The organism is Arthrobacter sp. 10L430 (genome assembly GCF_056395245.1).
Window position 1 is genome coordinate 110,304 of sequence record NZ_JBFTJD010000005.1, and the last position, 20,037, is coordinate 130,340.

Below are 20,037 nucleotides of genomic sequence, written 5' to 3' on the forward strand. Positions count from 1 at the left end.
CCTCGCCGCGGCAGCTAAGAAGAAGCAGTTCTGCGCGCACCATTTCACAGTAACACGGGTGCGTAAGATGAAGGAGCAACACCTCCAGCAACGTCCACCATGCAGACGCTGCACCGGTGCCAGCGCCGGCCGCAGCCCGTCATCGAAGGAGCTCCTGTGCCACATTCGGGGATCGCCCTGTCCAATATCGACCACAGCGTCAGGCCGCAGGACGACCTGTACCAGCATGTGAACGGGGCATGGCTTAAGAGCACGACGATCCCGGACGACCGTCCCCTGGAAGGAACCTTTACCGCGCTCCGCGACGGGGCAGAGCTGGCCGTCAAGGAAATCATCGAGGAGGCCGCAGGCAAGGGGGCTTCCGCCAGCGGCATCGAGCGAAAGATCGGCGACCTCTACAACAGCTTCATGGATGAGGCCGCCATCGAGGCCAAGGGCATGGACCCGATACGGAACCGGCTGGCCGAAGTGTTCGCCACGTCCACTGTTGGCGAACTGATTGCCCTGGCCGGCCGCCTGTTCCGTGCCGATGTATCCGGCCTGTTCTACATTTACCCGGCCCCGGATGCGGGCAACCCCGAACGCGTTCTGCTGTACACCGGCCAGGGCGGGCTGGGTCTCCCCGACGAGTCCTACTACCGTGAAGAGAAGTTTGCGCCGACAGTCCAGGCCTATCGCGAGTACGTGGGCACGATGTTCGGCATGGCCGGCATCGCTGATCCGGCGGGCGCAGCGGCCCGTGTGGTGGCCCTGGAGACCGCCCTTGCCTCGCACCACTGGGACAACGTCACACTCCGCGACCCGCAAAAGACGTACAACCTGAAGTCCGCTGACCAGGCCAATGAGCTGTTCCCCCTGCTGGACACCTGGTTCGACGCGGCGGACATCGTCCCCGAAAAGCGCCAGGAGCTCGTGGTCAGCACACCGGACTTTTTCGCCGGCGCAGCCGCCCTGCTGGTCTCGGAGTCCCTGCCTATCTGGCAGGAATGGCTGGCGCTTCGGGTCATCAACTCTGCAGCCCCCTACCTGTCCGCCGCCTTCGTGGATGCCAATTTCGCGTTCTACGGGACCAAAATCAGCGGCACACCCCGGAACAAGGACCGCTGGAAGCGGGGAGTCGCCGTCGTGGAGGGGGGACTCGGAGAAGCCGTAGGCCAGATTTACGTTGCCCGGCACTTCCCCGAGAGCCACAAGGCGCGGATGCAGAGCCTCGTCGCCAACCTGATCGAGTCTTACCGCCAGAGCATCACGGATCTGGCGTGGATGGGCGAGGACACCAAAGCCGAGGCACTGCGCAAGCTTGGCGCCTTCCGCGCCAAGATCGGCTACCCCGAGGAATGGATCGATTACTCGGCTGTCGTGATCGATCCTGCGGACCTGCTCGGCAACGTTGAACGTGCCCACAACGCCGACGTCGACCGCCACCTGGACGAGGTGGGCAAGCCCGTGGACCTGAACAAGTGGCTCATGACCCCGCAGACGGTTAACGCGTATTACCACCCGATGCTGAATGAGATCGTCTTCCCGGCGGCGATCCTCCAGCCGCCGTTCTTCACCGCGGACGCTGACGACGCCGTCAACTACGGGGGCATCGGAGCCGTGATCGGGCATGAGATCGGCCACGGCTTCGACGACCAGGGGTCCCAGTTCGACGGCACCGGGGAACTCCGCAACTGGTGGACCGAGGACGACCGCAAGGCCTTCGAGGCCCTGACCGGCAGGCTCGTGGCCCAATACGATGCGCTGTCTCCTTCTGCGGCGCCGGGGCATACCGTCAACGGAAAGCTGACCCTCGGCGAGAACATCGGCGACCTTGGTGGCCTGACCATCGCCCACAAGGCGTACCGCCTCAGCCTCGACGGCCAGGAACCGCCGGTGCTGGACGGGCTGACGGGCGAGCAGCGCTTTTTTGCCTCCTGGGCTGCCGGCTGGCGGCAGGTGATCCGCCCGGAGGAAGCCATCCGGCGGCTGGCCACGGACCCCCACTCCCCCAACGAGTTCCGCACGAACGCCATTGCCAAAAACCTGGATTCCTTCCATGCCGCGTTCAGCGTCTCCGAAGAGGATGGAATGTGGATGTCCCCGGAGGAACGCGTCAACATCTGGTGAATTCGCAAAAAAGTGCCGGGCCAACCGTTGGTTGGCCCGGCATTTTCAGTGGGGGCGGTTACGCTCCGCCTCCGCCCAGCGGCGCTACTGAACGATCAGCTCGGGGTTGGCCGTCTGGCAGGTTGCCTCTTTGGCTGTCTGGTTGACGATGTCCTTGGGAACCGTTGTCTTGCCGAACTTGGTGCCCGAGGCGAAGTCCGCACCGAGGTAGATCTGCACTCCGGCGATCCCCGGCGACGGCGCCACCTGGCTGGCAGGGATTCCGAACAGTGCCGCGACGTCCGCTGCCACGTCGGCAAAGTCGGCCCCGTAGTAGACCATGGTCTTCGCCGTGGGCTCTGCCTCCAGCTGGCCCACCTGGGTGAATCCGCCGGCGGCAAGCGCCTCCACGATCTCCTGCGTCCGTGCAGGCACCGCCGACCCGTTGGCCACGGTCACCGGCTGCAGTGTTTTGTCATACGGCGCCGCGGGCTTGGTCGGCTTGGGCGTGGCGGAGGGCGTAGCACTGGTGCTCGGTTTCGGCGTGGCCGACGGCGAGGGGCTCTGCTTCCCCTCGGGATCCGTCAGGTCGACGTCCTTCCGCAGGGCCGCGAACAGCTGGGACGCGGCGGGCTGCGCCGCCTCCAGCCGGTTGGGGTCGTTCGTGGCGGGGACGGTCGGCACAGCGACAAACGCCACCTTGCTGACATCGATGCTCTTGAGCCGGTTGCCGATGGTGATCATCGCCGGAACGGACGAAAGGCCGTTGTCGACGGTGAGGTTCTTGGTCACGACGTCGGCGATGGTCAGCATTTTGACCGGGTCCGACAGGGTGCCGTCGTCCTTGATTTTGCGGGTGAGGGAGGACAGGAAGCCCTGCTGGGCCTTGATGCGGCCAAGGTCGCCGCCGTCGCCGAAGGCGTGACGGGTGCGGAGGTACGCAAGGGCCTGCTCGCCCTTCACCTGGGACTTGCCCTTGGGAAGCCGCAGGCGGGAGTCGGGATCGAAGACGGCGTCGCTGATGCAGACTTCCACTCCGCCCACGGCGTTGGACAGCTCCTTGACGGCGTTGAAGTCGGCCATCATGAAGTGGTCCACCTCCATCCCGGTCAGCTTGTTGACGGTGTCCACGGCGCAGCCGATGCCCGCCTCTTTCATTGCCTCATTGATCATGATGCCGGTGCGGGCAGGGTACTGCTTGCCGGTCTTCTGGTCCGTGCACTTGGGGATGTCGACGAGCAGGTCGCGCGGAAAGCTGATGACGTTGACCCGCTTGTTGTCCTCCGAGATGTCCATGAGCATCATGACGTCGGAATTGCCGTAGCCGGTGGAATCCTCGGTGCTGCCGTAATTCGAATTCTTGCCGTCGCGGGTGTCGGAACCCAGAATCAGGATCTGCAGCCTGCCGGTGGCGTCGTCCGTAGTGTCGGTGCGGCTGTTGCCGGCCCCAAGGGCGGACGACGAAATGTTGGACTGCAGCCTGATGTACCAGTATCCGGCGAACGCCAGGCCGCCGATCAGAATGACGGAGACGACGGCGGTAGTCACCTTCAGCCACAGGGGCATGTGGCGCATGTTCAAATGCCGGGCAGCGCCCAGGCGGGCGTCTTCGGCATGCCGGGCAGCTGGCTCGGGCCGGGCAGGTTTGCCTGGCCCCTGTGCGCGGTTGTCGCGGCGTAGCACCACAGGGTGTACCTTCCTCTAAAAACGGGATCCGGCCTATTTTAGTCGCCAAGGCTGGGAAAACGCCGGAAGCGTGCCGTGGGACCGGTGCCGGAGCGCCTGGCAGGGACCGGGCGGGGGCCCGGCGGGGGCAGGGGCGGCTAGAATCCGAGCTTGACCAGCTGCTTCGGATCGCGCTGCCAGTCCTTGGCCACCTTGACGTGCAGATCAAGGTAAATCCGGGCGCCGAGCAGCGCCTCAATCCCCTTGCGGGCGTTGGTCCCGACCTCCCGGAGCCGGGCGCCGCCCTTGCCGATGATGATGGCCTTCTGGGACGGCCGCTCCACGTACAGATTGACGCGGACATCGAGGAACGGCCGGTCTTCGGGGCGTCCTTCACGCGGAACGATCTCGTCAACGACCACTGCCAGGGAGTGCGGCAATTCGTCGCGGACGCCTTCGAGCGCCGCTTCCCGGATGAGTTCGGCGATCATCACGGCCTCCGGTTCGTCCGTCAGGTGGCCGTCCGGATAGAGCGGCGGCGACGACGGCATATGGCTGATCAGGACGTCGGCCACGGTTCCGACCTGGAAGCCGTCGGTGGCCGAGACCGGGACGATGTCCTTCCAGCCGTCCTCGCCGAGGACCTCACGGCCCAGGGCGGCGACGGCCAGCAACTGCTCGGTCAGGGCCTGGCGGTCCACGGTGTCGGCCTTGGTCACGATCGCTATGATGGGCTTGTTGCCGACGGCGGCGAGTTGGGCGGCGATGAACTTGTCGCCCGGGCCGATCTTCTCGTTGGCCGGCAGGCAGAAACCGATCGCATCGACCTCGGCGAGGGTGTCGGCAACGAGTTCGTTGAGGCGCTTGCCAAGCAAGGTGCGCGGACGGTGCAGGCCCGGCGTGTCGACGAGGATCAGCTGGGCGTCATCGCGGTGGACGATGCCCCTGATCGTGTGGCGGGTGGTCTGCGGCTTGGCGGAGGTGATGGCGACTTTCTTGCCTACCAGCGCGTTGGTCAGCGTTGATTTTCCGGCGTTCGGCCGGCCTACCAGAACCGAGAACCCGGCGTGGAAACCGCCGGAGGGTGCGCCGCCGTCGGCCTTATTCTGCTTGCTCACGTGGAACTCCCTGTTGCAATGGTTCTGCCTTGTCGAGAAGGTCTTCAAGGTCAGTATCGTTCGGAACGGCGCCTTTTGGAACGGCGGCCGCAATGATGTGGCTGACGCGGTTTCGGCGGCCTTCCAGCCGCTCCGCCCGGAGCGAGACGCCGTCGACTTCCACGGTGCTGCCGACGATCGGGACGCGGCCCAGGGCCTTGGCCAGCAGGCCGCCCACGGTGTCCACTTCGTCGTCGTCGAGTTCGAGGTCGAAGAGCTCGCCGAGATCGTCGATGCTCATCCGGGCGCTGACCCGGTACGTGCCGTCGCCGAGGTCCACGACTTCGGCGCTTTCGGTGTCGTATTCGTCCACGATCTCGCCGACAAGCTCTTCAATCAGGTCCTCGAGCGTGACAAGGCCGGCCGTTCCGCCGTACTCGTCGATGACGATGGCAACGTGCGTGGACTCCTTCTGCAGCTCCCGCAGGAGGTCGCTCACGGGCTTGGAGTCGGGGACGTACCGGACCTCACGGGCCAGCGCGTCCACCAGTGGCGGTTCCTCTTCCGGGGCCAGGGCGTGGATGGCGGCTGCCACGTCCTTCAGATAGATGATGCCCAGGATCTGGTCGGTATTTTCTCCGATGACGGGAATCCGAGAGTATCCGGAACGGAGGAACAGCGACATCGCCCGGTGCAGGGTGGAGCCGGCGTCGATGCTCAGGATGTCGGTGCGCGGCACCATGACGGCGCGGACCAGGGTGTCCCCGAAATCGAAGACGGACTGGATGAGTTCGGCTTCGTTGTCCTCGATCATGTCCGACTCGGTGGCCCGGTCCACGAGCTCACGGAACTCTTCTTCGCTGAAGAACGCCTCGTCTCCCCCGGGCGCGCCGGGGGCCACAGCACTGCCCAGCCTGACGAGCCAGGCGGGAATGGGCCCGAGCACCCAGGCGAGGAACCTGATCAGCGGCGCTGAATACAGCACCACTCCGGCCGAGTGCGTGCGGCCCAGCTGCCGCGGAGAGACGCCGACGATCACGAAGCCGAGAACTGCCATGATGCCTGTCGCCGCCAGTCCGGCGAGCCAGACGTTGTCCAGCAGGCTGTAAAGCAGCACCGCAACCGCAACAGCAGAGGCCGTTTCGAACCAGATGCGCCAGAACCGGAGTGCGCGCATGTGCGTCATGGGCTGGTCCAGGATCCGGCGGAGCGCGGTGCCGCGGCTCTTCAGAAGTGCTTGTTCGCCATCATGGCGCGGAAGGAAACTGAACGCCGCCTCGGCGGCCGTCAGCAGTGCTGCGGCAGCGAGGAACACCAGCGCCATGCAGACAAGGAGCAGGGATATCACTTGATGGTCTCGGACGGAGCTTCTTTGCCGGTGAACGTCGCGAGCAGCTCACGCTGCAGGCCGAACATCTCTTCTTTTTCTTCCGGTTCCGCGTGGTCGTAGCCAAGCAGGTGCAGGATCCCGTGCGTGGCGAGCAGCAGCATCTCGTCTTGGGTGGAGTGGCCGGCGTTGCGTGCCTGGACCTCTGCAACCTGGGGACAGATGGCGATGTCGCCCAGCATCCCCTGGGGCGTGGGCTTGTCCGGCGTGCCGGGCGTCAGTTCGTCCATCGGGACGGAGAGCACGTCCGTGGAGCCGGGCTCGTCCATGAGCTCGATGTGGAGTTTCTCCATGGCGGGCTCATCCACGAGCAGTATGGAGAGCTCGGCCTGGGGGTGGATGTACAGCTGCTCGAAGATGAACCGGGACAGCGCCACCAGCTGCGCCTCGTCCACCTGGACGCCGGATTCGTTGTTTACCTCGATGCTCATGCGTGTTCTCCCCGCCGCTCCCGGGGAACGGAATGCTTGACCCGGTTTCGCTGCACTTCGTCCCAGATGCTGTAGGCGTTGACGATGTCGCCGACCAGCCGGTGGCGCACCACGTCCGCCGCGTCCAGAACGGTAAAGTTGACGTCGTCTATGCCCTGCAGGATCTCTTCGACAATCCGCAGGCCGGAGCGGGTTCCGAACGGCAGATCCACCTGGGTGACGTCACCCGTGACCACCATCTTGGACCCGAAGCCGAGCCGGGTGAGGAACATCTTCATTTGTTCCGGGGTCGTGTTCTGGGCCTCGTCCAGGATGATGAAGGCGTCGTTGAGCGTACGGCCCCTCATATAGGCAAGGGGGGCAACCTCGATGGTTCCCGCCGCCATGAGCCGTGGGATGGATTCGGGATCAATCATGTCGTGCAGGGCGTCGTACAGCGGCCTGAGGTAGGGATCGATCTTGTCGCTGAGCGTGCCTGGCAGGAACCCGAGCCGCTCGCCGGCTTCCACTGCCGGGCGCGTGAGGATGATCCGGCTGACTTCCTTTTGCTGCAGCGCCTGCACGGCCTTGGCCATCGCCAGGTAGGTCTTGCCCGTACCTGCCGGGCCGATGCCGAAGATCACCGTGTTGGTGTCGATGGCGTCCACGTAGTTCTTCTGGTTCAGCGTCTTGGGCCGGATGGTTTTGCCGCGGCTGGACAGAATGTCGTGGGTCAAGACGTCAACCGGGTTCTGCAGCGACTGGCTGCGCAGCAGGACGACGAGCTGCTGGAGCACGGCAGGGGTGATCACCGTGCTGCGGGCCACAAGACCGCGCACTTCGTGGAGCAGCCGCATGATGCGCGGAACGTCGGCGGCAGGCCCGCTGATGGAGAGCTCGTTGCCCCGGACGTGGAAACTTACGGCCGGGTACTGCTCTTCGATGAAGCGGAGGGCCTCGTCGTGGCTGCCGAGGGACTGAACCATCTGATCAGAGTTGTCGAAGATGACCACCTCCGTCCGGACACCGGGCAGGGTATGCGGGAAGTCACCTGTGGTGCGGTCCCCGGTGTTGAGGCGGCGCTTTCCGTTTGCTGATTCAGTCATGGTGCCGGCCCGCAGGCCTCTGGTTCCCTCCAGTTCGAAATAACCCTTCTGAGTCCTTCCATCTTACGCCAGCGTGCGGGTGCCCTCACCGTCCGGTGCAGCGACGGCAGCAGCCTTTTCGGTAAGGGGGTTCCCGCAATTAGGTATCAACTTTGTATCGGCCTCATATCGTTCCCGTTGCAGTTCCGGCCCCGGCGGGCAAAGGCGCCCTGCGCCCGGGGGCCTTGTGCAATGCTGGAATGACAGACGGCGGGCATTGGTTCCGCCTGCCCGCAGCCGCCGGCGACACCGGGTGCCGGCCGCACATGTCGGGCAGCCTACCGGCCATTCGAAGGGATCAGGGACATCAGGGAGCCAGGAACCACCGGCCCGAAAGCAGCAGCGCGGATGCGTTCCGCGCTGCTGCTTGGGCTGCTTCCTGCCGCTTTGCTCCTGTCGGGGTGCGTCGCCGACCCTGATCCCGCGGTCACATCATCGAACGTTCCCTCCCAGTCGCTGAAGGCGGCGGGCACGGACGGCGTTCCCACCACCAGCGCCCCGTTGGAAACGATGCAGTCCTCCAACAAGGCGCCGGTCTACTGGATTGGGCGGAGCAACACCAACGTCTTCCTGTACCGGGAGTTCCGGGATGTGCCGGACGAGGAAAACCCCATCACGAGGGCACTCCGGGCCATGATGTCCGAAACTCCGCTTGATCCGGACTTCTTTACGCCCTGGCAAAACCCCAAGAGCCTGGCCACGTCCATCTCCGGCACGAACGTGATCACCGTGGACGTTTCCGCCGACGCGTTCAACAGCAATCTCGACGCCGACATGGCGCAGCGGGCCATCCAGCAACTCGTGTACACCGCGACGGCTGCCGGGGCGAGCTCCGGCCTGATCGACGCCGGCCAGCAGATTGAAGTGGTGATCCTTGTGGATGGCCACACCGATTACCTGGCGTTCAGGCACGTCAAGCTTGGCGCCCCCATGGCACGCAGTGCCGGGATGGTGGCCCCGGTGTGGATAATTGACCCCCAGGAGGGGGTGGATGTCGCCGACGGCCGCGTCAACGTCAACGGCCGCAGCACGGTTCCCGGTGGCAAGCTGCGCTGGCAGATCCTGAAGGTGCAGGAGAACGGCGACAAGGAGAAGTACCTGAACGGCGAGGCCACCGCGGCCGCGGCGGCGGATGCTTCAGGAGTCTTCGGCCTGACGGTCAACCTGGCCCCGGGAAACTACGAGATCCGCGTCTCGCAGATCGATCGCAGGCAGGCAGACGACGAACTCAACGTGGACACCCGGGGCTTCGCGGTCCGCTGACAGCTGCTGCCGGACAGCGCCTGCTGCTGGATCGCGTGTACTACCTGACCGCCGCTACCAGCGGCCCAAAACATCACTTGCGATGACGACGCCGGCTGGCCCGGCCGTGGACGACCGCAGCACGTGCGGTCCCAGGAGAGCGGTCACGGCGCCGGCGCTGCACAGTTTGGTGACCTCGCGCGGGCTGATGCCCCCTTCGGGCCCTACGATCAGGAGTATCTCCTGAGGGCCATCCGCCGGCAGGCCGGCCGCACGCCAGGCCTCCAGCACCCCGCGCAGTGGCTTCACCGCATCTTCGTGGAGGATCACAGCAAGGGCGGCGTCGGCCACATGCGCCGCCAGTCCCTGGGTGTCGACGGCGGCACGCACCTCCGGGATCCAGGCCCGCCGTGCCTGCTTGGCGGCGGCGGACACGGCGGACTGCCACTTGGCGTGGGCCTTGGCCGCCCGCTCGGCCTTCCACCTCACGATCGAACGTTCCGACTGCCACGGGACGACTGCGTCGATGCCAAGCTCCGTGGACGTCTCGATCGCCAGTTCGTCACGGTCGCCCTTGGCAAGGGCCTGGACCAGCACCAGGCGAACGCCGGGCCGGTCTTCAATCGTGACGGAAGAACACTCCACGGTCAGTTCTCCCGGCGCTACCCGCTCCACTGTCCCGGTGAGGCGCCGGCCGGCACCGTCGGCGATGTCGACCGCCTCCCCGACGGCCAGCCGTTTGACTGTCACGGCGTGCCGCGCTTCCGCTCCGTCCAGCACGAACAGCGAGCCGGGATGGGCGCCGTCGAGCGTTCCGGCGGCGGTGAAAAATACGGGGTTGCTCACCGCTACAGGTTACCGAGGCGGTCCCGCAGCTTCGCGAAGACGCCGCCGCTGGCGGCGAGCTTGCCCTCGGAGAACTGCTCGCCGCGGAGCTTGGCCAGCTGACGCATCAGGTCTTCCTGGGCCGGATCGAGCTTGGATGGCGTCTCGACCTGCAGGTGCACCTTGAGGTCGCCGCGGCCGTAGCCCCGGAGGTGCGTGACCCCGAGGCCGCGGAGGGTGATGATCTCGCCGGACTGGGTACCCGCCTTGACGTCGATTTCCTGCTTTCCGTCGAAGGTGTCCAGGCTCATCTCTGTGCCCAGGGCCGCAGCCGTCATGGGGATGTTGAGCGTGGCGTGGAGGTCGTCGCCGTCGCGGACGTAGGTGGGGTCGTTGTTGACCCGGATTTCCACGTAGAGGTCGCCGGAAGGACCGCCGGCCGGGCCGGCTTCGCCCTGCCCGGAAAGCTGGATGCGCGTGCCGGTGGCGACGCCCGCAGGAACCTTGATGGTCAGCGACCGGCGGCTGCGGATGCGGCCCTGGCCGTTGCACTCGTTGCAAGGGTCCTTGATGACAGTGCCAAAGCCTTCGCAGGAACCACAGGGGGCCGTCGTCATGACCTGGCCGAGGATAGAGCGCACTGCCCGCTGAACCTGGCCGCTGCCGCCGCAAATGTCGCAGCGTTCAGGGTGTGTGCCTTCGCGGCAGCAGGAACCCTCGCAGGTGGGGCAGGTGACGGCAGTGTCGACTTCCAGCTTCTTATTGGCGCCGAAGACTGCGTCACGCAGGTCGATCCGAACGCTGATGAGGGCGTCCTGTCCCCTGCGCACCCGCGAAGCCGGGCCCGAGGTTCCGCCGGCTCCGAAGAAGGTGTCGAATATATCCTGGAACGCGAAGCCCTGGCCGGCGTAACTGCCGCCGCCGAAGCCGTTGTCCGTGCCGTTCTCGTTGCCCGTGGTGTCATAGACCCTGCGCTTCTGCGGGTCGGACAGCACTTCGTAGGCGTGGGTGACGGCCTTGAACCGTTCCGAGGCGTCCTCCCCCGGGTTGACGTCCGGGTGCAGGGTGCGGGCCAGCTTGCGGTAGGCCTTTTTGATCTCTTCTCCGGTGGCTTCCGGGGAGACTCCAAGAACGTCGTAGTGGCTGCTCAAAGTTCGTATCTCTTCCTGGTTGTATTGCCTGGGGTGCGGGGTTCACTGGGCCGTGGGGTCACGGTCCGAGAATCCTCGAAAGGTAGCGGGCCACCGCACGGACGGCGGCCATGGTGGTGGGATAGTCCATCCGGGTGGGCCCAAGGATGCCGATCTTCGCGGTGGCGTCCGGTCCGTAGCCGGTGGCAACCACCGACGCCTCCGCGAGTCCGTCGTAAGGGTTCTCCCTGCCGATGCTCACGGCCACTCCGCGGGGGTCCTGCGCCATGTCGCTGAGGAGGCGAAGCATGACCACCTGCTCCTCGAGGGCCTCGAGAACGGGTCCGATGCTGAGCGGGAAGTCCACGTTGGACCTGGCCAGGTTCGCGGTGCCGGCCATGACCATCCGGTCTTCCCTGCTGCTGTGCGCGAGCCCTTCCAGGGCCTTGCTCAGGGCGACGGCGGCCGGACGCTCCGCCGGAGCGCAGCCCGCCACGACAGCGGCGAGGTGGTGCGGCAGCATTGTCAGTGCCGTGCCGGCGACGCCCGTGAGGAACCGGGTCCGGAGCGCGGTCAGCGTGTCGTCGCCGAGTTCCTGGCCGACGTCGATGACCCGCTGTTCGACCTTCCCGGAGTCGGCGATCAGCACGATGAGGACTTTCCGGGGGGCGAGCTGCACAAATTCAATGTGCCGCACCACGGCGCGGCTCAGGTGCGGGTACTGCACGACGGCGACCTGGTTGGTCAGTTGTGCGAGGAGCCTTACCGTCCGGTCCAGGACGTCGTCGAGGTCGTCGGCCCCCTCCAGCAGTGACTGGATGGCCCGGCGCTCGGCCTGAGACAGAGGTTTGACGGCCGAAATCTGGTCCACGAAGAGCCGGTAGCCCTTGTCGGTGGGAATCCTGCCGGCGCTGGTGTGCGGAGCGGTGATGAGCCCCTCGTCTTCGAGCGCCGCCATGTCATTGCGGATGGTGGCGCTTGAGACCCCAAGATGGTGGCGCTCGACGAGGGCTTTGGATCCCACGGGCTCCCGGGAATGGACATAGTCCTCGACAATGGCGCGCAGCACCTCGAGCTTGCGTGGCTCGCTCATAGTCCACCTCCGATCGACCGTTACTGGGCAGGGGCAGGGGGCGCCCGACAAACCCATCGTTAGCACTCGACATGCCTAAGTGCTAACAAGTCTAATATGAGACCGCCCGTTGTTAGCATTGGTACCGCTCCGGGCGAAATTCCGGGCAGATTCCGCCGGAGGCCGGTTCCAGGCCCGTGGTGGCAACTTCCTAGTGCAAAGCGGTGTGAACTATGCAGTACCAGACCTGGGGCCCGCAGGACATTGCAGCGCCCGCCAAGAACGATTTGCCGGAGGTTCCGGTCGAGCGCGGAATGGTGCTGGAAGACGTCCAGTCCGGCTGGGTCGGGGCGGTGACGCGAGTGGAGAAGTCCGGCGGCATGCACGTCGTGGCGCTCGAGGACCGCCGCGGCAAATCACGGTCCTTCAGGCTGGGGTTCGGGTTCCTGCTGGAGGGCAGGCCCATCCGGCTAATGCCGCCGGCACCGGCGGCCAAACGCGCAGGTTCCGCCACGGCCACCCGCACGGCTTCGGGTTCGGTCCGGGTGGAGGGCCAGCGTGCCCAGGTTGCCAAGGCCAGCCGCATCTGGGTGGAAGGCAAGCACGACGCCGAACTGGTGGAAAAAGTCTGGGGCGACGACCTCCGGGTGGAGGGAATCGTCGTCGAGCCCCTGCACGGCATCGACGACCTGGCCGGTGCGGTTGCGGCGTTCCGCCCAGGTCCCGGGCGGAGGCTGGGGGTCCTTGTGGACCACCTCGTCCCGGATTCCAAGGAGTCCAGGATCGCAGAAGCCGTCATGGCCTCGCCCGGTGCGGCCGGGAACGTGCTCATTGTGGGCCACCCGTACGTGGATGTCTGGCAGGCCATCAGGCCGTCCGTTCTGGGCATCGCGCAGTGGCCGGTGGTCCCCAGGGGCACCGACTGGAAGACCGGGATCCTCGCGGCCTTTGGCTGGCCGCACTCCACGAAGGAAGACATCGGCCTGGGCTGGCAAAAGCTCCTCGGTGCGGTTCGGACCTACGCCGATCTGGAACCGGCCCTGCTGGGCCGGGTGGAAGAGGTCATCGACTTCCTTACGGTGCCCTAGGGACCTGCCGGGACCGCCGATTTCGACGCCCGGCCCCATCCAAAGACCGTTTATTGCCCGGCCGCGATCTCTTCGACAGCCTGGGCTAGAGCCTTCATGGACTCAGGACCACCATGCCCCTCGCCCTCGACGATGACGAGATGGCTCCCTTTCCAGCGCTGGTGAAGCTTCCAGGCGGTGATGACAGGGCCGCTGATGTCCCGGCGACCATGAATGAGGTAGCCGGGAATTCCGTCGAGCTCATGAACCCGCCGCATGATTTCCTGCCCTTCAGTCAGGAATCCGTCGTTGGACCAATAGTGGGTGACAAGCAGCGCGAACGTCATGCGCTCGCGCTCGTCGTCGAACATGGGGCCGGGCTGCCAGTACGGGTCCAGGGAAATGTGCGTGGATTCCCAGCGCTCCCAGGCCAAGGCGGCTGACCGGGCGTCGTCGCGGTCCACACCGGCCAGCCGGCGGGCGTAGGCATCCACTACACGTTCGCCCGGGTTTGCCTTGGCGGCATGTGCGAAGTCCTCCCAGGCTTCGGGGAAGATACGTCCGACGCCGTCGGTGATCCACCCCACCTCATCGCGGCTTGTCGTTGTGACCGCCACCAATCCGATGCCAAGTACGCGATCAGGGTGCCTGAGCGCGTAGGCGAGAGCGAGCGTGCTGCCCCACGAGACGCCGGTGACAATCCACTTCTGGATTCCGAGGTGCCCGCGCACCGCTTCGATGTCGTCGAGCAGGGCCTGCGTGGTGTTCTGGGACAGGCGGCCGAGGTCGTCCTGGACTGTCGGAAGGCTTTTTCCGCACCCGCGCTGGTCAAAACCTATGGTCCAAAACCGGGCCGGGTCGTGTCGCTTCCGGTAGCCCCCTTTTCCAAGGGAGCCGCCTGGGCCTCCGTGCAGGTACAGGACCGGCACACCTTTGGGATCCCCTGTGGCTTCCCAGTAGATCTTCGCGTGGGGTACGTCCACCCAGCCGTTAGTTGTCTCCGCGCCCTCATCGATCACCCGCTCAACGATATGGGAACATTGGCGCTTGTCACGGTCGGCAGGCCATCGCAGCGAACCATGAACGGAGCCGGCCCAAGGCGCCAGCTCCGGCGTATCATGGGTCGCGGAATGGAAGGTAAGCGGGGCCGGTTAGCATGACCAACGATCACGAACGCAACGAAGCGCCGGCGGGAAACGTTGCTCTCGTGACCGGTGCAAGCCGGGGAGTCGGCCGGGGCATCGCACGTGGCCTTCTGGCAGCAGGGTTCCGCGTTTACGGCACGGGCCGCTCGATCGACCAGGCGGACCTGCCGCTGGAGATACGCCGCCTGCAATGCGACCATCTCAACGACGACGAGACTGCACGTGTGTTTGAAGCGATCCGGTCCGAGTGCGGCGGCCTCGATCTCCTCGTCAACTGCGCCTGGGGCGGCTACGAGAAGATGGTCGAAGGGGGCGCCTTCACGTGGGCTGCGCCGTTTTGGGATCAACCGCCGCATCGCTGGACCGGCATGATGGACGCCGGTGTGCGGGCGGCATTTGTATGTTCGTCGCACGCGGCGCGCCTAATGACGCCGCGGCACCGCGGCTTGATCATCAACATCAGCTTCTGGTCCGCGCAGCGTCACCTCGGCAACACGATCTACGGCATCGCAAAAGCAGCGAGGGACAAGATGACGTCCGACATGGCCGTCGAGCTGAAACCGTTCGCTATTCCGGTAATCTCGCTCTATCCCGGCTTGGTTCGAACCGAGTCGGTCCTGGCAGCGGCGGAAAGTGGTGCGTTCGATCTCTCGACCAGCGAAAGTCCTGAGTTCATCGGCCGCGTGATCAATGCGCTGTTCCACGACCCGAAGCTGATCGCGCGGACCGGCCAGGTGCTTGTCGCCGCCGCGGTTGCGAAGGATTTCGGCGTACTGGACATCGACGGAAATTCACCGCCTGCGCTGACACTTGCGGACCTCCATGACGTTCAATAGTTTCCACGCCCCGCCGCTCCAAACGCCGCAGTCCCGGCGACCGCCCGCATGAACTACATGGCCGGAGCTGAGCCTCGGCGGTAGATTGTGTGCATGGGACCTAGTGCGTCAGGCCGTCGAGATTTACTCGCTGATCGGCTCTTGGGTGTCGCGGAGTTCAGCCACGCGCACTGGTTCTTCGGCAATCTCTATGAGGCCCTCGTTAAAGTCCCGCACCGAGTCGCGGCCTCTGAAGCAAGCCGTGAACTCCCTCGGTCACCCTTTGAAGCAGGAAGCCCCGGCCGCTACTACGCGCCGATCGCCCCGATCAACGCCCCTGCGGCCATTGCTGCCCTCGTTGCAGGGTGGAATCATTCCAACAGCAGGGTCTGGCTGGTAGTGGCTGCCGCCAGCTCCACGGCCGGTGCGGCCGCTACCGTGTATCTGCTTCGGTTCATCAACCCCGACCTGTTCTTCAGTCCACAACCTCTCAGCGAGCTGCGCCGCAAACCCCTGTTGAGGCGGTGGTACAGGGTCCACGCCCTCCGGCTCACGGCCAGCGCCGTTTCCCTGGCAGCTATCCACCGGGCCCGGACAATTCAACTCAGAAGCCGCGTTGGCTGACTGAGCCATCGTCGCCAATCCTCGGGCTCATCAACTCATGGGACTTCTGTGCGCCAATCGTGAGCGACCCCTCTGGAATGGAGGCCGGTCGGTTCTGCCCGCCTGCGCAGATGCGTAGCCGCAGGCGCAGAAAGTCAGGTAGAGAGTACGCGTGCCCTGCAGACGCATGAGGCGTTGACTGTTAAGAGGGCGGAAGCAGTGTTGAAGCCCTTCGGGCTCAGGCCGCCGGCGTCAGGATGGTTTCCGGACAGGTTCGTCCGGAGCGAGACGGGCCGGCGGCGTGAGTGCCCCCAAGTCGCCTACACCGTACGCCACCGATTAGCTAGACTGGCGGCATGACGCCGCAGGAACTCGCTAACCTGGCCCATCTGCGCCGGGCCCGCGACCTGATCGACCGCGAGTACGCCCGACCCCTTGACGTGCCCACCATGGCCGCCGGCGCCCTCATGTCCCCGGCGCACTTCTCCCGCCAGTTCAAGGCCGCCTACAGCGAGACCCCGTACAACTACCTCATGACGCGGCGGATCGAGCGGGCCATGGCCCTGCTGCGCGCCGGGATGAGCGTGACCGATGCCTGCATGGAGGTCGGTTGCACCTCGCTGGGTTCCTTCAGCTCACGTTTCACCGAGATCGTGGGCATGACACCCAGCGCGTACCGGGCCCGCGAACACCACGCCGTGAAGGCTATGCCGTCGTGCATCGCCAGGCAGCACACACGGCCCGCTCGCAAGCCGAGCAGGATTGAAGAAGCGTCCCCGCGAACCCTGCAATAGCGTGTGAGATATGAACATTTCACTTCAGTACTCACACATCACAGTCAACGACCTCGACGAGTCGCTCGCGTTCTACCGTGACGTTCTCGGCCTGGACGTCCGCAACGACGTCGGCTCCGACGGACACCGCTGGGTCACTCTCGGCAGCGCTGCCCAGCCCGATCTGGAGCTCGTGCTGTCCGTCCCGCACGCCGGCCGCTCCCGGGACGACGGCGACGCGTACCAGCAGCTGCTCACCAAGGGCGTCCTGCCCAACATCGTGTTCCGTACGGACGATCTCGACGCCACGTTCGAGGCGGTCCGGGCCGCCGGCGCGGAGGTCCTCCAGGAACCCATCGTCCAGCCATGGGGCCCGCGCGACTGTGCATTCCGCGACCCTTCCGGCAATATGATTCGCTTCAACCAGGCCTGAATCGGGCGGGCGCGCCCCGCTCACCGCTCCGAATGCCACTGAAGTAGTACGACGACGGGACGTCACCGTGGGCTTGAATTTGCCGGGTGCCCAGGGTGGCGTTCCGTCGCCATGACCACCTACCGTCGTGCTGCACCTTGTAAGACAGGATGATGATGCCGCTCTTGAGGACCTCCGGCAATGAATAATCCGGGCAGCTCACGATTCCGAGCTGCCACGCGCGAGCGGCGGGTCACCGCCGTCGTCTGCTGACGTCAGGTCCGCCGAATCCTCCGGTTCCCAGCGCAGCAGGTCTCCAGGCTGGCAGCCGAGCGTCTCACACAGTGCGGCGAGCGTCGTAAAGCGCACCGCTTTGGCTCGACCGTTCTTGAGCACCGCCAGGTTGGCGGGCGTGATTCCGACGCGGTCCGCGAGGGTGCCCACGGACATCTTACGTTTGGCCAGCATCACGTCGATGTCGACGACGATCGGCATCAGATCACCTCGTCCAGCTCTGTCCGCAGGTCATTGATAAACGGCGTGTCAAGTAAGCGAATCGCCGGTCCGAACCGGGTCCGGCTGCAGGTCGAATCGACTGCTTCTGGCGAAACTTCGTGACGGAGCCGCGAAGCGGGGCCCTATCCGGTGATGTCGCTTCCATGCAAGCATGAGGGCACTGAAAGTGCAGAGTGAGGGGACTCGATGAAATCCAACGAACTGTTGCTGGACGCCTTCGTCCGGATCCGTGACACCGTCGCCGCCACTCTTGAAGGGGTCGACGACGAGTCCCTGGTCCGTCGGCCCGGAGGCGCCGGAAACTCGATCGCGTGGTTGATCTGGCACCTCAGCCGGGTGGAGGACGCGCAGGTCTCCTCCCCAGCCGGCCTGGAACAAGTCTGGACCTCGCAGGGGTTTGCCGCCCGGTTCGGCCTGCCGCTGCCCGAACGTGACACCGGCTACGGCCATTCGACCGGCCAGGTCGATGCGGTGCAGGCGACGCCGGAGCTGTTGCTCGAGTACCACGAGGCCGTTCACCGGCAGACCGCGGAGTTCCTAAGAAGTCTCGGCGACGAGGATCTCGACCGCATCGTTGACAGGCGCTGGGACCCGCCCGTCACTCTTGGTGTGCGGCTGGTCAGCACGATTGCCGATTGCCTCCAGCACGTGGGGCAGGCCGCCTACGCCAAAGGGTTGAACGCCGCTCACGGCTAGAGGAACAGTCGCGCTTGGCTTGGCCTGGCGACGGCCCTGCTGGGCGGTCGTCCATTCCGCGCCGGACCCAGTATTCTTGGAAAGGCGCCTTTGCGCTGCCGCCGTCCGGTGCCACCGGCCGGCCACAAACCTGAACCACCGGCAATATCGCACCAACGCAAGTTTAAGGAAGACACCGTGGCAGAAGACGCTCGCGACCGCAGGGAGCCCCAGTCGGGCCCGGACCTGCCCCAGTACCATGGCGTTCCTGCCAACGCGCTTCCGCTCACCGCAAGCGAGGACAGGCAGTGGGCAACACTGGCCCACTTCGGCGGCATCCTCGGCTGCGTGCCGGCGCTGCTCATCTACCTGATTTTCCGCGACCGCGGGCCGTTCACCGCCCAGGAATCCAAGGAAGCCCTAAACTTCACGCTGCCTCCCACCATCGCGGCCTTCCTGGCCAACATCCTGGTGCTGCTCCCTGTGGTGGGCAATCTGTTCGCCGTGCTCGCAACGCTGATCTGGATTGCACTTGCCTGTTTCTCGGTGTCAGCCGGCATCCACGTCAACCGGGGCCAGCCGCACCGCTACCAGTACAACCTGCGCTGGATCAAGTAGCCGCCCAGGCAGCAGCGGCCCCTGACCCCGTCCGGGGTCAGGGGCCGCTGCTTTGTTCAGCGGGTTCCGCCTTCTGGGGGTGTGGCTTCCAGCGGTTTAGTCGGGCAGGATACGGCGCACGACGGCATCAGCCAGGAGCCGGCCCTTGAGCGTCAGGATCAGCCGGCCCTTGAACGCTTCGGCGGGTGCCACGAGGCCGTCGGCAATGAGTCCGGCCACAGCGTGCTTTCCCGAGGCCGACAGCGAGCTGACCGCAAGTCCCGAGGCGAGACGGGCCTCCAGCATGACTTTTTCCACGTCGCGCGTTTCGGCGTCGAGCGTCTCGCGTCCCGCAGCAGGCGACACTGCGGCGGTCAGCCTGTTCGCATAGGCGGTGGGGTGCTTGACGTTCCACCAACGCACGCCGCCCACGTGGGAATGCGCGCCCGGTCCGATCCCCCACCAGTCGTCCCCGCGCCAGTAGGCAAGGTTGTGCCGGCACGCCTGTCCGGGAGTGGCGGACCAGTTGCTGACCTCGTACCAGTGGAGGCCGGCGTCGGAGATCATCTGGTCGGCGAGCTCATACTTGGCGGCGTGGTCGTCGTCGTCGATCCCGGGAACTTCACCCCGGCGGATCTGCGCCGCAAGCTTGGTCCCGTCCTCCACGATCAGCGCGTAGGCGCTGATGTGATCGGGCCGGTAGGACAGCGCCGTCTCCACGGAAAAGCGCCAGTCCTCCAGCGATTCACCCGGCGTGCCATAAATCAGGTCGAGGCTGACGGCGAGTCCCGCGTCCCGCGCCCACTGCACCACCAGCGGCACGCGGCTCGGTGTGTGCGTGCGGTCGAGGACCTTCAGGACGTGCGGCACGGCCGACTGCATTCCGAACGAAACCCGGGTGAAGCCGGCGTCGGCCAGGAGCTGGAGTGATTCCGGTGTGACGGAGTCCGGATTGGCCTCCGTGGTCACCTCGGCGCCGGGTTCGATGCCCCACTGGCTTACGGCAGCGCCCAGAATTCTGGCCAAATCCTCCGCGGGCAGCAGCGTGGGGGTGCCCCCGCCAAAAAAGACAGTGCGGAGCTTGCGCTCCGGCAAACCGGACTCCTTCAGGGCCCGCGCGGCGAACTCCACCTCGGCAATGGCCGTCGACGCGTACGCATCCTGGGATGCCCCGCCGCCGAGCTCGGTCGCCGTGTAGGTATTGAAGTCGCAGTAGCCGCAACGGACGGCGCAGAAGGGGATATGGACGTAAAGCCCGAATCCCCGCCGGGCGGCGCCGTCGGCAGCCTGCTGCGGGAGCAGGCCGTCCGACGGCGCGGGGTCACCGAGGGGTAGAACGCTAGGCACTGGAGCAGTCTCCGGAGGTTCCGGCC

Annotated in this window: 20 protein-coding genes; 9 read left to right on the top strand and 11 right to left on the bottom strand. The window is 65.7% G+C overall.

Features of this window, described 5'->3' with window-relative positions; translation table 11 throughout:
• The first annotated feature begins 156 nt into the window (after positions 1 to 156).
• A complete protein-coding gene (locus tag AC1DDG_RS07005) occupies positions 157 to 2,109 on the top strand; it encodes a M13 family metallopeptidase (protein WP_476875488.1) in 1,953 nt (650 codons plus the stop codon).
• A gap of 84 nt (positions 2,110 to 2,193) precedes the next feature.
• On the opposite strand, the gene AC1DDG_RS07010 is transcribed toward AC1DDG_RS07005, so the two are convergent.
• The 5 genes from AC1DDG_RS07010 to AC1DDG_RS07030 all read right to left on the bottom strand — a co-directional run bounded on the left by AC1DDG_RS07010 (position 2,194) and on the right by AC1DDG_RS07030 (position 7,753).
• Positions 2,194 to 3,774, bottom strand: coding sequence for an LCP family protein (locus AC1DDG_RS07010; RefSeq protein WP_476875489.1), 1,581 nt, complete (start codon positions 3,772 to 3,774; stop codon positions 2,194 to 2,196).
• 137 nt (positions 3,775 to 3,911) lie between these two features.
• On the bottom strand, positions 3,912 to 4,871 hold the full coding sequence (gene era / locus AC1DDG_RS07015; protein ID WP_476875490.1) for a GTPase Era: 960 nt from the start codon (positions 4,869 to 4,871) through the stop codon (positions 3,912 to 3,914).
• A complete protein-coding gene (locus AC1DDG_RS07020) occupies positions 4,855 to 6,198 on the bottom strand; it encodes a hemolysin family protein (RefSeq protein ID WP_230119646.1) in 1,344 nt (447 codons plus the stop codon). The genes era and AC1DDG_RS07020 overlap by 17 nt, the downstream gene beginning before the upstream one ends.
• Positions 6,195 to 6,668 (bottom strand): rRNA maturation RNase YbeY, encoded by a 474-nt coding sequence (gene ybeY / locus AC1DDG_RS07025; RefSeq protein ID WP_230119647.1) that lies wholly within the window; start codon positions 6,666 to 6,668, stop codon positions 6,195 to 6,197. Before ybeY ends, AC1DDG_RS07020 begins: the two co-directional genes overlap by 4 nt.
• Positions 6,665 to 7,753 (bottom strand): PhoH family protein, encoded by a 1,089-nt coding sequence (locus AC1DDG_RS07030; RefSeq protein ID WP_476875491.1) that lies wholly within the window; start codon positions 7,751 to 7,753, stop codon positions 6,665 to 6,667. The genes ybeY and AC1DDG_RS07030 overlap by 4 nt, the downstream gene beginning before the upstream one ends.
• A gap of 387 nt (positions 7,754 to 8,140) precedes the next feature.
• On the opposite strand from AC1DDG_RS07030, the gene AC1DDG_RS07035 reads away from it, so the two are divergent.
• The gene (locus AC1DDG_RS07035; RefSeq protein WP_476875492.1) at positions 8,141 to 9,055 is read left to right on the top strand and encodes a GerMN domain-containing protein; all 915 of its coding nucleotides are present in this window, start codon (positions 8,141 to 8,143) and stop codon (positions 9,053 to 9,055) included.
• Between the two features lie 54 nt (positions 9,056 to 9,109).
• Here AC1DDG_RS07035 and AC1DDG_RS07040 read toward each other — a convergent pair whose 3' ends face one another.
• Genes AC1DDG_RS07040 through hrcA form a run of 3 tightly spaced genes read right to left on the bottom strand, consistent with a single transcriptional unit; the run spans position 9,110 to position 12,082 of the window.
• Positions 9,110 to 9,880, bottom strand: coding sequence for a 16S rRNA (uracil(1498)-N(3))-methyltransferase (locus AC1DDG_RS07040; protein WP_476875493.1), 771 nt, complete (start codon positions 9,878 to 9,880; stop codon positions 9,110 to 9,112).
• A 2-nt stretch (positions 9,881 to 9,882) separates the two neighbouring features.
• Complete coding sequence (gene dnaJ, locus AC1DDG_RS07045; protein ID WP_476875494.1) at positions 9,883 to 11,010, bottom strand: molecular chaperone DnaJ; 1,128 nt, start codon at positions 11,008 to 11,010, stop codon at positions 9,883 to 9,885.
• Between the two features lie 58 nt (positions 11,011 to 11,068).
• Positions 11,069 to 12,082, bottom strand: a complete 1,014-nt coding sequence (hrcA, locus tag AC1DDG_RS07050) for a heat-inducible transcriptional repressor HrcA (protein ID WP_476875495.1) — start codon at positions 12,080 to 12,082, stop codon at positions 11,069 to 11,071.
• Positions 12,083 to 12,294: 212 nt separating this feature from the next.
• Between hrcA and AC1DDG_RS07055 the strand changes: the two genes are divergently transcribed.
• The gene (locus tag AC1DDG_RS07055) at positions 12,295 to 13,149 is read left to right on the top strand and encodes a DUF3097 domain-containing protein (protein ID WP_476875496.1); all 855 of its coding nucleotides are present in this window, start codon (positions 12,295 to 12,297) and stop codon (positions 13,147 to 13,149) included.
• A gap of 50 nt (positions 13,150 to 13,199) precedes the next feature.
• On the opposite strand, the gene AC1DDG_RS07060 is transcribed toward AC1DDG_RS07055, so the two are convergent.
• A complete protein-coding gene (locus AC1DDG_RS07060; protein ID WP_476875497.1) occupies positions 13,200 to 14,147 on the bottom strand; it encodes an alpha/beta fold hydrolase in 948 nt (315 codons plus the stop codon).
• 137 nt (positions 14,148 to 14,284) lie between these two features.
• On the opposite strand from AC1DDG_RS07060, the gene AC1DDG_RS07065 reads away from it, so the two are divergent.
• The 4 genes from AC1DDG_RS07065 to AC1DDG_RS07080 all read left to right on the top strand — a co-directional run bounded on the left by AC1DDG_RS07065 (position 14,285) and on the right by AC1DDG_RS07080 (position 16,897).
• Positions 14,285 to 15,109: an SDR family NAD(P)-dependent oxidoreductase gene (locus AC1DDG_RS07065; RefSeq protein WP_476875498.1), complete on the top strand. Its 825-nt coding sequence runs from the start codon at positions 14,285 to 14,287 to the stop codon at positions 15,107 to 15,109.
• A gap of 93 nt (positions 15,110 to 15,202) precedes the next feature.
• Positions 15,203 to 15,712 (top strand): hypothetical protein, encoded by a 510-nt coding sequence (locus tag AC1DDG_RS07070; protein ID WP_476875499.1) that lies wholly within the window; start codon positions 15,203 to 15,205, stop codon positions 15,710 to 15,712.
• 335 nt (positions 15,713 to 16,047) lie between these two features.
• On the top strand, positions 16,048 to 16,485 hold the full coding sequence (locus AC1DDG_RS07075; RefSeq protein ID WP_476875500.1) for a helix-turn-helix transcriptional regulator: 438 nt from the start codon (positions 16,048 to 16,050) through the stop codon (positions 16,483 to 16,485).
• Between the two features lie 10 nt (positions 16,486 to 16,495).
• Positions 16,496 to 16,897, top strand: coding sequence for a VOC family protein (locus AC1DDG_RS07080; protein WP_230119658.1), 402 nt, complete (start codon positions 16,496 to 16,498; stop codon positions 16,895 to 16,897).
• Positions 16,898 to 17,095: 198 nt separating this feature from the next.
• On the opposite strand, the gene AC1DDG_RS07085 is transcribed toward AC1DDG_RS07080, so the two are convergent.
• Positions 17,096 to 17,371, bottom strand: coding sequence for a helix-turn-helix domain-containing protein (locus AC1DDG_RS07085; protein ID WP_476875501.1), 276 nt, complete (start codon positions 17,369 to 17,371; stop codon positions 17,096 to 17,098).
• Between the two features lie 207 nt (positions 17,372 to 17,578).
• Between AC1DDG_RS07085 and AC1DDG_RS07090 the strand changes: the two genes are divergently transcribed.
• Together AC1DDG_RS07090 and AC1DDG_RS07095 are read left to right on the top strand one after the other, a co-directional pair.
• Positions 17,579 to 18,088 carry a mycothiol transferase gene (locus AC1DDG_RS07090; protein ID WP_230119661.1) on the top strand — a complete coding sequence of 170 codons (510 nt, stop codon included), beginning with the start codon at positions 17,579 to 17,581 and terminating at the stop codon, positions 18,086 to 18,088.
• Between the two features lie 177 nt (positions 18,089 to 18,265).
• Positions 18,266 to 18,685, top strand: coding sequence for a DUF4870 domain-containing protein (locus AC1DDG_RS07095; RefSeq protein ID WP_230119662.1), 420 nt, complete (start codon positions 18,266 to 18,268; stop codon positions 18,683 to 18,685).
• Between the two features lie 96 nt (positions 18,686 to 18,781).
• On the opposite strand, the gene hemW is transcribed toward AC1DDG_RS07095, so the two are convergent.
• On the bottom strand, positions 18,782 to 20,011 hold the full coding sequence (gene hemW / locus AC1DDG_RS07100) for a radical SAM family heme chaperone HemW (protein WP_476875502.1): 1,230 nt from the start codon (positions 20,009 to 20,011) through the stop codon (positions 18,782 to 18,784).
• Positions 20,012 to 20,037 lie beyond the last annotated feature (26 nt).

Bases quoted from the DNA above. Each gene is read 5' to 3' on its own strand.
- ybeY (WP_230119647.1), bottom strand. From the start codon at position 6,668: ATGAGCATCGAGGTAAACAACGAATCCGGCGTCCAGGTGGACGAGGCG.
- AC1DDG_RS07030 (WP_476875491.1), bottom strand. From the start codon at position 7,753: ATGACTGAATCAGCAAACGGAAAGCGCCGCCTCAACACCGGGGACCGC.
- AC1DDG_RS07035 (WP_476875492.1), top strand. From the start codon at position 8,141: ATGCGTTCCGCGCTGCTGCTTGGGCTGCTTCCTGCCGCTTTGCTCCTG.
- hrcA (WP_476875495.1), bottom strand. From the start codon at position 12,082: ATGAGCGAGCCACGCAAGCTCGAGGTGCTGCGCGCCATTGTCGAGGAC.
- AC1DDG_RS07055 (WP_476875496.1), top strand. From the start codon at position 12,295: ATGCAGTACCAGACCTGGGGCCCGCAGGACATTGCAGCGCCCGCCAAG.
- AC1DDG_RS07065 (WP_476875498.1), top strand. From the start codon at position 14,285: ATGACCAACGATCACGAACGCAACGAAGCGCCGGCGGGAAACGTTGCT.
- AC1DDG_RS07070 (WP_476875499.1), top strand. From the start codon at position 15,203: ATGGGACCTAGTGCGTCAGGCCGTCGAGATTTACTCGCTGATCGGCTC.
- AC1DDG_RS07075 (WP_476875500.1), top strand. From the start codon at position 16,048: ATGACGCCGCAGGAACTCGCTAACCTGGCCCATCTGCGCCGGGCCCGC.
- AC1DDG_RS07080 (WP_230119658.1), top strand. From the start codon at position 16,496: ATGAACATTTCACTTCAGTACTCACACATCACAGTCAACGACCTCGAC.
- AC1DDG_RS07085 (WP_476875501.1), bottom strand. From the start codon at position 17,371: ATGCCGATCGTCGTCGACATCGACGTGATGCTGGCCAAACGTAAGATG.
- AC1DDG_RS07090 (WP_230119661.1), top strand. From the start codon at position 17,579: ATGAAATCCAACGAACTGTTGCTGGACGCCTTCGTCCGGATCCGTGAC.